This window comes from Providencia sp. PROV208, from assembly GCF_028479465.1.
GTDB lineage: Bacteria > Pseudomonadota > Gammaproteobacteria > Enterobacterales > Enterobacteriaceae > Providencia > Providencia alcalifaciens.
Genome location: NZ_JAMPNS010000023.1, coordinates 1 through 12,047 on the forward strand (window position 1 = coordinate 1; position 12,047 = coordinate 12,047).

12 protein-coding genes and 1 pseudogene are annotated in these 12,047 nt (G+C 35.5%); 9 read left to right on the forward strand and 4 right to left on the reverse strand.

The window, feature by feature from the left end; translation table 11 throughout:
• The first annotated feature begins 1,492 nt into the window (after window positions 1–1,492).
• Window positions 1,493–2,203 (forward strand): autotransporter outer membrane beta-barrel domain-containing protein, encoded by a 711-nt coding sequence (locus PR766_RS16545; RefSeq protein ID WP_154635831.1) that lies wholly within the window; start codon window positions 1,493–1,495, stop codon window positions 2,201–2,203.
• Between the two features lie 216 nt (window positions 2,204–2,419).
• On the opposite strand, the gene PR766_RS16550 is transcribed toward PR766_RS16545, so the two are convergent.
• Window positions 2,420–2,569 carry a hypothetical protein gene (locus PR766_RS16550; protein ID WP_179897369.1) on the reverse strand — a complete coding sequence of 50 codons (150 nt, stop codon included), beginning with the start codon at window positions 2,567–2,569 and terminating at the stop codon, window positions 2,420–2,422.
• Window positions 2,570–2,736: 167 nt separating this feature from the next.
• Here PR766_RS16550 and PR766_RS16555 point away from each other — a divergent pair.
• The 3 genes and pseudogenes from PR766_RS16555 to PR766_RS16565 all read left to right on the forward strand — a co-directional run.
• Window positions 2,737–2,886: pseudogene (locus PR766_RS16555) on the forward strand (hypothetical protein); the annotation flags it as partial.
• Window positions 2,887–2,930: 44 nt separating this feature from the next.
• Window positions 2,931–3,116 carry a hypothetical protein gene (locus PR766_RS16560; protein ID WP_051420187.1) on the forward strand — a complete coding sequence of 62 codons (186 nt, stop codon included), beginning with the start codon at window positions 2,931–2,933 and terminating at the stop codon, window positions 3,114–3,116.
• A gap of 638 nt (window positions 3,117–3,754) precedes the next feature.
• Window positions 3,755–4,684 carry a Dyp-type peroxidase gene (locus PR766_RS16565; RefSeq protein ID WP_006661230.1) on the forward strand — a complete coding sequence of 310 codons (930 nt, stop codon included), beginning with the start codon at window positions 3,755–3,757 and terminating at the stop codon, window positions 4,682–4,684.
• A gap of 206 nt (window positions 4,685–4,890) precedes the next feature.
• On the opposite strand, the gene zinT is transcribed toward PR766_RS16565, so the two are convergent.
• The 3 genes from zinT to PR766_RS16580 are packed head-to-tail and all read right to left on the reverse strand — an operon-like array spanning window position 4,891 to window position 5,926.
• The gene (zinT, locus tag PR766_RS16570) at window positions 4,891–5,532 is read right to left on the reverse strand and encodes a metal-binding protein ZinT (RefSeq protein WP_036978523.1); all 642 of its coding nucleotides are present in this window, start codon (window positions 5,530–5,532) and stop codon (window positions 4,891–4,893) included.
• Window positions 5,532–5,666, reverse strand: a complete 135-nt coding sequence (locus PR766_RS16575) for a hypothetical protein (RefSeq protein ID WP_006658106.1) — start codon at window positions 5,664–5,666, stop codon at window positions 5,532–5,534. The genes zinT and PR766_RS16575 overlap by 1 nt, the downstream gene beginning before the upstream one ends.
• Window positions 5,663–5,926 carry a type B 50S ribosomal protein L31 gene (locus tag PR766_RS16580; protein WP_006661227.1) on the reverse strand — a complete coding sequence of 88 codons (264 nt, stop codon included), beginning with the start codon at window positions 5,924–5,926 and terminating at the stop codon, window positions 5,663–5,665. The genes PR766_RS16575 and PR766_RS16580 overlap by 4 nt, the downstream gene beginning before the upstream one ends.
• A gap of 709 nt (window positions 5,927–6,635) precedes the next feature.
• Between PR766_RS16580 and PR766_RS16585 the strand changes: the two genes are divergently transcribed.
• The 5 genes from PR766_RS16585 (at window position 6,636) to PR766_RS16605 (ending at window position 12,035) form a co-directional block, all read left to right on the forward strand.
• The gene (locus PR766_RS16585) at window positions 6,636–6,905 is read left to right on the forward strand and encodes a helix-turn-helix domain-containing protein (RefSeq protein WP_036978433.1); all 270 of its coding nucleotides are present in this window, start codon (window positions 6,636–6,638) and stop codon (window positions 6,903–6,905) included.
• Window positions 6,906–7,149: 244 nt separating this feature from the next.
• Window positions 7,150–7,683, forward strand: a complete 534-nt coding sequence (locus tag PR766_RS16590) for a fimbrial protein (protein WP_036978435.1) — start codon at window positions 7,150–7,152, stop codon at window positions 7,681–7,683.
• A 156-nt stretch (window positions 7,684–7,839) separates the two neighbouring features.
• A complete protein-coding gene (locus PR766_RS16595; RefSeq protein ID WP_154635832.1) occupies window positions 7,840–10,314 on the forward strand; it encodes a fimbria/pilus outer membrane usher protein in 2,475 nt (824 codons plus the stop codon).
• 5 nt (window positions 10,315–10,319) lie between these two features.
• Complete coding sequence (locus PR766_RS16600) at window positions 10,320–11,039, forward strand: fimbrial biogenesis chaperone (protein ID WP_006658101.1); 720 nt, start codon at window positions 10,320–10,322, stop codon at window positions 11,037–11,039.
• A 6-nt stretch (window positions 11,040–11,045) separates the two neighbouring features.
• Window positions 11,046–12,035, forward strand: coding sequence for a fimbrial protein (locus PR766_RS16605; RefSeq protein WP_036978444.1), 990 nt, complete (start codon window positions 11,046–11,048; stop codon window positions 12,033–12,035).
• Window positions 12,036–12,047: the final 12 nt, after the last annotated feature.

Here is a 12,047-nt window from a genome sequence, read left to right on the forward strand (position 1 = left end):
AATCATAATTCAAATCAATGCGTATTTATCTGTTTACAGGTCATGGAACATGGGTAATATCGCAGAATAAAGAAAGTAAGATTGTTGGTGATAAAATTATGGTGTTTGAGCTATTCAGTGACATTAGTGCATCCTGTTCAAATTTCTTCTATCTGGAAACGAAGTGTGAGGATATCGGAGCGCTTCAATTGATCTATATGATTGAGGGTGACAGAGTAAAAATAAGGTATATTACCGCTTGTTTTTTGTGGCAATGAATCTTGTAAGGACTAAAATGATAGCTTTATAGTGTGCGCGGTAATGAAAATAATCATTTCACGACAGTGAAATAATAATGGTATCAAGCTTATCAAACCCAATATTGTTTATAAAACGATAAAAAATCTTTAATTTAAGAGCTTTAGCATTAATCTACTGGCGATTGCACCAGATACTTCGCTAATCCTTGCTAAATTTACTGCTAACCGTTTGTAGCAGATTTATGAAAAATTCTTCGGCAGTGAAAATTTAGACGACGCATTCAAACAGTGCTTCAATGCAGAGCAGAAAGAAGAGTAACTACACATAAATTCAATGCTAAATTCAAAATCAATACACCTCAACTTATTCTTGAGCAAAACAACTCTCCAAGTACTATAAATTACCGATGATGATTTAAAATATGAAAATATCTAATATATACCTCCGTAAGCATTAGTTAATTAATACAATAAAACCAATATGATAAATACTTTCCACCATTAGTCTATTCATTAACCAGCTCACCCCATCTCATCTATTGACTTCAAACTGATTAGAAAAGCTAGAAATAATAATTCAACCTAAATAAAATAAGTTATGTGTTATTAAATTTTATAACATAAGCCACTGTCAGATTATGTAATAGCAATTATTGTATTAATTGGTAAAATACAAAACTACGGTGAATAGTATCCCATTAATCCTGAACCCAAAAATCAATCAAAATATTTTTAGGCACCTTATTAGGCACTTTTGAAAAGTTGAATTGAACATTAGTACTATAAAATCATTTAGTTAAGCAACGAATTCAGACTCCGCCAGCCACCAAATTTTAACTGTCAGTGATGTGACAACAACTTTAAAAACAATAAGTTAGCAAAGTTGGACGGACAGCAACATGACCCAGAATGGACTTTGAAATGCACATTTAATGCACGTGCACTAGAAGAATAAAAAAGCTCACTCCGGTGGGCTTTTTTGTTATCTACCAAGCACTAAATTTATAACACAGCCATCTTAATTATATTTAATCAATTGAGTATATAGGGTGTATTATGACAAACAAGATGTTCGGTAATTTCATAAAACAGATTCGTATCCAATAAAAATATCTCAACTTCAGAGGTAGCTAATAACTTAACTGGAGCTGAGTATATTCGATATGAAAATAGGGATATGTCTACCTACATCGATGATCTGCTTGTTATAGGGAGAATTTTAGATACTAATGTGAATTATCTGCTGGGTATATATGAGAAAAGCAGTTCCTTGTATTAAATGTAACCACAGAAAACCCAGCTTATCCTTATTATATTCAATAGGTTCTTTGCAAGCTTCATCCTTCACCTGTTCGAAAAAAAACTCAATATTAACATTTAAGACTTTAAGTGCTGATACCTATATAAAGGATAACGGTTTTTATTTAGATGCATTAGTCAAAGGAAATTACTTTGATAGTGAAAGTAGCGTCAGATTTAATATGAATAACATCACGAATACAAGCTTTAACCAAAAAGGTATTGGCTCTGCGTTTGAAATAGGAAAACAAACTAATTTTAATCATTCATTCATTACTCCTTACGCTAGAATTGAATATTTTTCTGCTAAAAATAAGGAGTTAAAAATGACCAATGGAATGAAAGTAAAATTAGGAAATGATAAATCATTAAAAGCGGAAGCAGGTGTTAAAGCAGGTTACACATTCGATATTGGTGAAAAATCCACATTAACACCTTATATAAAAGCCTCATTTGAAAACGAATTCATTAATGATAATACTGTATTAATCAATGATACCGTAAAACTTAAAAATGATTATTCAGGAAGTATGGGCAACTACCGTGTTGGTCTAGATGCTCGTATTAACAAGAATACATCACTTTATACTGAAGCTAGTTATTCAAAAGGCTCAATGATTGAATCGCCTCTTAATATTAACGCCGGTGTTCGAGTGTTTTTTTAGACCTTAATCATTATTTTCTCAGAAAGTCCAGTAATTAGGCTGGACTTTCCCTCTTTATTACTCCAATTTTTATTGATACCCTCTAGTTCTCTTATATCGACTTCCCGCTAAATGCCGACTATTGGATTATATGCTGCCCGCAAAAATTGCCCAGCTAAGTCTCAGCAAGTAGGCCTCCCGATTTCATCTAACTTTTCCATCTCTTCAGGTTATGCATCATCTCTCGTTACTGTCCACTTCCCCCATTGAAGCTGCAGGAATACCGGGTAACGAATACACCAACGTAGCACGCCAGTCCACCTCCCGCCACCACGTCACAATACGTGAGATATTGCCAATAATCGCGGCGATCGCCATTATCGGCATCGCTGTTTAGGACCCAATATATTTACCAATATAGGGAGAAGGATTAAAGAAGATCTTGTACCAACGATTCCACTTAATGCACCCGTGAATATGGCAACGATTGTTATGCAGATATAAATTTCCATGATGTCTCTGATATCCGTCTCAAAGATCACATCTTAAACTGTGTGTTATTATCACAATATCGATTAATACTATCCATTACGATACAAAAATTCACAGATGAAAAACGTAACCTACCGCCATTAAACGCCCTAAAGTTGTTCGAAACCGCCGCATACTTAAATAGCTTTAGTGCCACCGCTGAAGAGTTAGGTATTACCCACGGTGCTGTGAGTCGTCAGTTCAAGTTACTGGAAAAATGGCTTGGCAACCGCTATTTGAACGTCAGGGACAGCGCAGTGTGGCAACTGAACATGCTCAGGCATTTGCGGCAGAAATTAGTGCAGCCTTCGACATCACTAGTGATGCATCAATTCGTTTTGGCAAAACTCAGCATACAAAAGTCATCAGAATCAATGCCCAAACAACTATCGCGATGCACTGATTGATCCCTCGTCTACCCAATTTCTATCTTCAGCATCCTGATATCGAAATTTCAGTATCGACGTCACATAGCTCAGAAGCAAAAGGGTTATCTGGATTTGCTGTTTTAATTCGCAGGGATGCCCTTGAAAAACCTGAATGATGTTATTTTCACCGTCGACCATTATTCGAAGAAAAACTGACGTTGGTTGCATCTCCAACACTTTCGCATGATTTAAATAAAAAAAGACTTCAAGCACCCTTCCAAGTTCAGGTCACTGGCAGTCAATATGCAGCGCTGGTTGCACCTGATGTTGACAAGTCATTATCATTAACTTTGTTTTTGGAATGGCTTGAACAAGAAGCACTAAAGTAAAATGACTCCTGTTTAATGATTTTCTGTATTTTTAAAATAATGAAAAAGCCATCAATAGGAGTGTGTTAATACAATGCCCAGCTTAGCGAGTTTTTGATGATAAATAGTCACACATTTAAATTCAGAAATTCGCGGCAAAATTGGACGATGTTGTTCTCTTGTATCCCTACCCTACCGCCGTTAATACAACAAAAACCTATTTTTTGATATTAAAAAGCATTATGAAAGCGGTGCACCAAGTTGTATCCTAACGTAAATAAAATAGCAGAAAGAGTATAAATCACATGAAATATCAAGATGTAACAAAATCCCCTAGTGAAAACTCTTATTTTCTCGTTTTTAATATAACGGATAAAGATAAGTATCGTGATGAGCTAGTGGAATTTTGTAATAATTTCTCAGGTCTTATTCGTAGTATGAGAACTCGCTTCCCCGCATTAGAAACGAGCTGTGTTATGGGGTTCGGCGCTCAAGCGTGGCAAGCGCTTTTTCCTCAACTCTCTACTCCCAAAGAACTCAGCCCATTTAAAGAAATCAAAGGCAAAAACTTCACTGCCGTTTCTACCCCTGGTGATATCTTCTTCCATATTAGAGCGTTAAATGTCTCAGCCTGCTACGAATTAGCCTCTATTATCAGCCAAAAGCTCGGTGATTTTGTAGAACATGTTGATGAAGTTCATGGGTTCCGCTATATGGATGGTCGTTCTATCATTGGATTTGTCGATGGTACTGAAAACCCTGAAATGGAAGATGAGCGTGTTGATTATGCGGTGATTGGTGAAGAGGATCCTAATTTTATCGGTGGAAGCTACGCCTTTGTCCAGAAATACATTCACGATATGACGGCGTGGCAAAATCTCACCACAGAAGAGCAAGAAAAGGTGATTGGTCGTCATAAGTTTAATGACGTCGAGCTATCCGATCAGCAGAAATTACCAAGCTCTCATAACGTTGTGACCAATATACAAGATGAGCATGGCGAAGATCTCAAAATCGTTCGTGCGAATATGCCATTTTCTAATCCTTCTAAAAATGAATATGGTACTTATTTCATCGGCTATGCACGATATTTTTCAACAACCCATCGCATGTTGAAAAATATGTTTAGTGGGGCAGATAATGGTGCAACGGATGAATTATTAAAATACAGCACCCCCATCACGGGAACGCTATTTTTCATTCCACCTCCTTCCATGTTAGATGATATTGAATAATTGATTTTACAGGATGCTAGGAACCAAGAAATTTATCTATTGGTTCCTTTTTGATTTATTACTCGGCATTTTTTCTCTGTGTTTTATTCATCATTATCGCAGTATTCTTAATGGCTATCTTTGACACTCTGATGTGCATGATGGCTGATATGCCCCCAGAATAAACTCTGGGGGTGCAAACGTTAAATAACTAGGCGAATAGATTATCAGTGGTGTTGCATTTCGTGAGCAATATCGTTTCCATTCATCGAATAGGGATAATAAGTCGGCCAATTATCTAACTGAGTCAATAACGCTTCCTGCGACTCATTCCCCATATAAAGATGGAAATGCCCCGCTTTTTCCGGTGCAATAATATGATCACTGAACTGGATAAATTTAGGAGCTTGGCTACTTTTATCTTTACACTCAAATAAGTAGCGAACCCCCTTCTTCCCCGAGGTGTAATTTAAAATCCGATAACCCGCATAATCATATTTACATTGAGTGACCTTATCGCCGCGATGAAACTCAATGATATTATTTTCAATACCAATCATATCCACATCGGTTTTATACCCTTTAGCATAATAAGCTCGGTACTCTTCGGCTGTTTTGTCCTTATTCTTTACTGCTTTTGCTTGCATAACAGGATCCAAAGTCCCATCAGCGAGATAAGGTTCAACAGATTGCCAAACACCATCCCAATCACTCAATTGACGATCTTGAACATCCTTGTCCGAAAAAATACCTTTTGCAGCTTGGCGTTGCGCTTCAGTCTGCGGTTTATCATTATGATGCCCATGTGCCATCACCACGCCACTGAATAAACTGGTTAACAAAACCAATGGAAGCATGTTTTTTGTCATCATACTGCCTCCAATGCCGCTTGAACACGCTGATTTGACTTACAAATTGAGTCGATAAAAATATCGCGACGAGTCATTTTACCATCCTGATAATCTGTTTTTTTCCATGCCAATGAGCATAATACGTGCATCATTTTTCCTCTCTTGTCTGAACAAAATTTCCGAAACGCTTATTAAAGCGAGCAACATTACCTTCCTGAGAATGATTTTTCTGCTTACCGGTATAGAACGGATGAGAGTGAGAGGAGACATCAAGAGTCACATAGGGATAATTTTGCCCTTCAAATTCAACGGTTCTCTCTGTTTTTATCGTTGATCCAACTTTGAAATACACATCAGCAGCAGTATCGTGAAAAATCACTGTCCGGTAATCCGGATGAATATTCGGCTTCATAGCCACCTCCACTTGTTATGTTATAATATAACATTAATATTTTTTTTCATCGTTGACTACTCTTTTTTAGCCTTAATATTTCTATGGTTTACCCGGCTTATTGGCTGATGATTAAAAATACCAAGCAGTACGATCGGAAAATCGAACGCATGCGATGAAGCAAATCCAAGTCAAAGTTGATGGCGAAAATTGCAGTCAATGAAAGCGTTTTATGATCAATAGCAATTCATTTGCATAAGAAGAGGATTAAGGTAAAAGCAATTCTAAACTTTCGATTTTGATCACGTTCGACACGTCTCTATCACTCTGCCCGTAAAAATTCATAATTTAAAACATGATGTTAATCGTATATTTCCCATCAAGGATTCCAACTTGGCAGTATTTAATCCGATATAACCACTATTAAGTTACTATCTAGATAAAACAACCGTATTTTTGAATAAGTAAGGATAAACATCCATATTTAATCACGACGTTTACCTGAAAAATGATGTTACTCTCAGTGATTGTTTCATTAAATTTAATATATGAATGTAAAATTAGCTGAATGAGGTCTAAACCTTATAAATTTAAGAAATAAAATTAATCATTGTTTTTATTTCTTACTCGTCAATGCATTTGAGGTTTTATCTTTATTTAATTAGAATTTTTGCCTGTTGATGTTAAGCATTACTCAACTTCAAACTTATATGTCATGAAGGAAATAAAAATGACAGGAAAATATCCTATTGCCAAAATAGTGGGGAGCAGAATAAAAAAACTGAGAAAAGAGTATGGATTAACAGGAACAGAAATTGCAGCATATTTAAATGTGAGTCAACAACAGTTCTCTCGTTATGAACGTGGTATCAATAGAATTGATATAGACTCATTAGTCATGATTGCTGATTTTTTCAAAATAAGTATACATTACTTTTTTGAAGATATTTCCACAGTACAAATAAATAACTGGACGGTGAATACAGAGACGTATTTATAATTAATAAGCAATTGCATTAGACGTAGCAAGCCACAGCTTTTAAGGATCTCCTTATATTTATCCATCCTCTTTAATAATAATCTATGCTCATGTTTTCGGGCACTATAAATCATTAAAATTAATGAACACTTAAATTTCCATCAAATCACTGTGGTACCAATTTATATTGGTATCACGTAATTAACCAGCTAAGGCAAAGTCTTAGTTTATTAGAATCAGTACTATGTATATTAAGGATTTAAAAATGAAAAAGACATTATTAACCTCTTCAATTATCGCATTAACTTTAGGTGCGGCATCCACTGCATTTGCAGCGGATGTAGGAAGCGGTACTATTGAATTTAATGGCACAGTGAATACTGGTGCCTGTACAATTGCGCCATCTTCAGTAAATAAAGAAGTTCAATTAGGTTCAGTACCCGCAGTATCATTAAAAACTGCTGGCGCACAAGGTCCTAATGTAGACTTCACATTAGAATTATCTGACTGTGTATTAGACCCAACAACAAGCGGAACAGATTTTTCTAAAGTAAAAGTCAGCTTCACGGGTCAAATGGATCCTGCTGGTAGCTTATGGGCAAGCACGGGTACTGCACAGAATGTTGGCGTATTATTCCAAAATGATGCAGGTCAAAGCATCAAGTCTGGCGATACTATTACCCAAAACATGGCTGCGGGAGCAAATACCATTAATTTATCTGCACGTATGCAAGCGTTAGGTCAAGCAACTTCGGGTTCAGTTAAATCAACCGTAGCTTACGTTTTAGATTACCAGTAATTTTTAAAATTAATATTATAAATCTTTATATTAAATTTTAATTAGTAATTAATTTACTGGGTATGCTATGCCTTATATTTATAGTATATCCAGTTTTATCTATTTTAAAAAATCAATAAAAATAATATTTTTATAGCATACTCCGGTCAATAAAAAATGAACAAATTTAAACAAAACATAGTGACTAGTTTAATTTCTAGCTTATTTTTATATTCAAACTATGTTAATGCAGACTCTGTTCAATTTAATCAGGACGCTTTATCCATTTCTGGTAATACAGATATTGATTTAAGTTCATTTGAAAAAGGAGCCTCACAGGAAGGCGCTTATTTTTCTAACGTATCTATCAATGACCGAAGAATAAACTTTTTTGATAAAATCGATTTTATCAATAGAAATGGAATCGTACAGCCATGTATATCACAAAAACTAGTCGAAGTTATCGGCTTAAAACAAGAGTTTATTAATAAGATACCTACGTGGGCAGAGGGTCAATGCTATGACTTGTCTGTTCAAGATGACAATATTACATCGCACTTTGATGATGAAAAGCAAGAGCTTGCATTATCAATACCACAAGCCTACTTTTTATATTCAGATGAAAACTGGGTTCCCCCTATGCAACGCGAAGTAGGAATTAATGCGCTTGTATTGGATTATAATATTGTTGAAAACTACATCAAATATAAAAACACTCAAAATACAAATAACTTAAGCTCATTTGGTACTATTGGCGCTAACGTTGGGCGTTGGAGAATCCGCAGTAATTATCAATTACAAAAAGATTTTAATGATAATAAGAATGATAATTTCAAATGGGTTCAAACGTATATTTTTACTGATTTACCGGACTTATCGGCTAAGTTTTTTGCCGGGAAATATTATACTGCCAGCCAAATTTTTGATTCTGTACGCTTCAACGGTGTCAGTATTTTTACTGATGATAATATGTTACCTGCTGCTTTAAGAGGCTACGCCCCTAATGTAACAGGTACAGCAACGAGTAATGCAACCGTCGTCATTTCTCAGAATGGTCGTATATTAAGCCAAGTCAAAGTTGCGCCTGGACCTTTTTCAATTGATAACTTGAGCTCTGCTTTATCTGGAACGTTAGATGTAAAAATAACCGAAGAAGATGGGTCGGTGAGAGAATACCAAATATCATCAACAAATATCCCATTTTTAACCCGACCTGGCATGTTGCAATATAAATTAAATGCCGGTCAATTAGCACCAATGGATGATAAAAATGTCGATAATAACTTTATCTCAACCGAATTTTCTTGGGGATTATTGAACAACTTATCCGCCTTTGGTGGACTATTTGCAACGTCAGATAACGAATACTATGCATATAATGCTGGTATAGGCTTAAATATGGAGTCTTTGGGAGCCATATCATTTGATGTTACGCAATCTAAAAATCATTTACATACGACGAATTCAGGCACTGGAGAAAGCTATAGAATCAACTATGCAAAGCGATTCTCAAATTCAAGTCGACTTGATTTAACGGGATATCAATTCTCAAATGAAGGGTTTATGTCCGTCAATAATTTCATTTATACAAAAGGTAATCCAACGAATCTTCATTTTCGTCAAAAAAATGTTTTTACGACCTCATTTACACAACAAATTCCTGATTTAAATTCAGATGTGAGTTTAAGCTATTCGAGAGAAAGTTATTGGAATGAATCCAAAAGTAATGACACGTTAAACTTGTCATTCAATAAAACGATTAAGAATGACTTTTTTGATAATGCACTTCTCTCATTATCTATTAGCGAAAGTAGCTATGTAGAAGGTAAACGATCTAAACAAGCTTATCTTTCATTAAGTATTCCCTTTGGTGGCGAAAAAAATTCACGTTTACAATATTTTGGTTCTTACAATGACCGCGATAAAAAATACAGTAATAACGTTAGCTACCATACAAATATAGACAACAATAACGTCAGTTTAGGTGTGTCAACAAAAGACTTTTTTGATAATACAACATTAAATACGTCGATATATCGTGATACTCAATATGGTACAGCTCAAATGACGGGTTCATATGGTAATGATTATCACACCTTAAGTGGGTCATTAAATGGTTCATTAACTGTTACGAGCCAAGGTCCTGTGTTACATCGCAGAGTATATGATAATCAGGCAAGAATGGTTATTGATACTGATAACGCTAAAGATGTTTCTATCAATAAAGATGAGTCGATTACCAATAGATTTGGTTTAGCGGCAATTAGTAATGTGCCAACATACTACAAATCCACTCAATATATTGATCTGAATAGTATCCCTGACAATGTCAGTATTGATGATAGCGTGATTGAATCAACATTAACGGATGGCGCGGTTGGCTATGCAAAACTCAATACAGTTATTGGTGAAAAAGCGTTAATGACTATTCACTTTCCTGACGGGAAAACACCACCATTTGGAGCGTTAGTTTATGACGCAGCAAAAGATACTGTATTAGGGATGATTGCAGAAGACGGTCAAGTTTATTTGACTGGAATTCAACCGAATCAAAAATTAACTATTAAATGGAATGGCGGGCAATCATGTCAATTAATGATTGAAAACCAAAACATCCAAAATATTCATAATGTAATTTGTAATAAAGAATAAATACCATGAGAAAATTTAAATTAATTATTAGTAGTCTATTATTAGCATGCACATGCGCGCATGCCTCAATCTCAGCCGATCGTACGCGGGTTATTTATGATGAAGCCAGTAAAGGTGTGAGTATTGTGGTTGAAAATACGGATAATAAAGATCCCTTTTTAGTGCAATCGTGGATTGAAAATGAAAATGGTCATAAGATTAATGAACCATTAATTGCATTACCACTATTACAGCGCATTGATCCTAAGCAAAAGAAACAAGTGAGAATCAGTGCATCGAAAAATAATCTCAACGCCGCGGAAGATAAAGAAACCTTATTCTATTTTAATATATTGGGAATTCCCCCGAAAAGTGAAATTGAAAATGCAGTTGAGATTGTTATTCAATCAAGATTTAAACTTTTTTATCGCCCAACAGGATTAAAAAAATACCCTGATAATAACTGGCAAAAAGAGTTAAAAGTTGAAAAAACAGGAAATTCATTAAAACTCACTAACCCAACGCCATATCATGTTGTTGTGATTAATATTAATGACAATTTAAGCAAAGTTGATAACTTCCAAGAAATCATCATTAAGCCAAATAGTAATTCGGTGTATTCATTACCCGATAACAAAACAAAATCACCGAAAATGGTCATAACGTACATTGATGATTATGGCACGCCAAAGCTATTAAATTACACCTGCCAAAGTACAACCTGTACATTGGTTAATGATAAATAGGAAGAAATGATGACCCCCTATTTTAAGAAAGTTGTACCCATTATTTTATGTTGCTTTTCATTTTTGAGTTTTAATGCCTTTGGCGCAGTAACGAATTGTCAGGCCTTAAATGGTGAAGAATTCTTACAGGAAAATATTACCTTTGATATCAAAAGCAGCAGTACCACTATATCACCAGGAACCACATTAGCATCAGCATCATCTTCATTTATGTCTTTCACCTGTAATTTTACAGGTAGCGTAGCGGCGCCCAATCATGTTTATTTTAAAAATGTCCTCTCTGCGCAAACAAAAACGCTTTTAATTAACAGTGGAGTTACGGTGACTCAGCGAAGTGCAATTGGTGGAGGAATAACTGCCACCCTCACAGACTCAAATGTTCCAAGTATAGATTTAGGGCATTGGAGTCAACCGGCGGTAGGAACCACGGTAAATATAGGTATCATGTATAATTTTGTCGTCATAAAAGGGTCCAATGCCTTGAAACCCTTTGATACGGGCAATGTTCTATTGGGATATCATGAAGATTATCAAGGTAAATACCTTGGTGCTCCTGTTTATATACGTATCGTGGGTAATTTAACATTGCTTTGTCCGACACCCGCAGTCAGTGTAACCGCATCAAATGGCGGAAGTGTTAACTTTGGCACTATCTCACCAAAACAAATGAACGCAGGAGAAGCTGTGAGTCGCACATTTAATGTGGGTATGGCGGTATCTCAAGATTGTGAAACTGGGTTAAATGTTTCAGTGCGATTTGAACCTAACAATAATACGGTATTGGGGAACAAATACCTTGATATGGGAAATGGATTGCAAACTGTCATCAAAAGTAACGCAACAGAATTAGACTTTAATCAAAACTATGCGATTGGTGAAATTAAGCCTCAATCTCCTGTAAATGTACCTTACACTGCAACCTTAAGTCAGATTAGTGGACGTTCAATAACCTCAGGCCCCTTTTCGAAAACCATACGCGTTGTTGTTTCTTATTAGTCACCTTGACCA

Bases quoted from the DNA above. Each gene is read 5' to 3' on its own strand.
- PR766_RS16545 (WP_154635831.1), top strand. From the start codon at position 1,493: ATGAGAAAAGCAGTTCCTTGTATTAAATGTAACCACAGAAAACCCAGC.
- PR766_RS16550 (WP_179897369.1), bottom strand. From the start codon at position 2,569: ATGCCGATAATGGCGATCGCCGCGATTATTGGCAATATCTCACGTATT.
- PR766_RS16560 (WP_051420187.1), top strand. From the start codon at position 2,931: ATGGCTTGGCAACCGCTATTTGAACGTCAGGGACAGCGCAGTGTGGCA.
- PR766_RS16565 (WP_006661230.1), top strand. From the start codon at position 3,755: ATGAAATATCAAGATGTAACAAAATCCCCTAGTGAAAACTCTTATTTT.
- zinT (WP_036978523.1), bottom strand. From the start codon at position 5,532: ATGACAAAAAACATGCTTCCATTGGTTTTGTTAACCAGTTTATTCAGT.
- PR766_RS16575 (WP_006658106.1), bottom strand. From the start codon at position 5,666: ATGATGCACGTATTATGCTCATTGGCATGGAAAAAAACAGATTATCAG.
- PR766_RS16580 (WP_006661227.1), bottom strand. From the start codon at position 5,926: ATGAAGCCGAATATTCATCCGGATTACCGGACAGTGATTTTTCACGAT.
- PR766_RS16585 (WP_036978433.1), top strand. From the start codon at position 6,636: ATGACAGGAAAATATCCTATTGCCAAAATAGTGGGGAGCAGAATAAAA.
- PR766_RS16590 (WP_036978435.1), top strand. From the start codon at position 7,150: ATGAAAAAGACATTATTAACCTCTTCAATTATCGCATTAACTTTAGGT.
- PR766_RS16595 (WP_154635832.1), top strand. From the start codon at position 7,840: ATGAACAAATTTAAACAAAACATAGTGACTAGTTTAATTTCTAGCTTA.
- PR766_RS16600 (WP_006658101.1), top strand. From the start codon at position 10,320: ATGAGAAAATTTAAATTAATTATTAGTAGTCTATTATTAGCATGCACA.
- PR766_RS16605 (WP_036978444.1), top strand. From the start codon at position 11,046: ATGATGACCCCCTATTTTAAGAAAGTTGTACCCATTATTTTATGTTGC.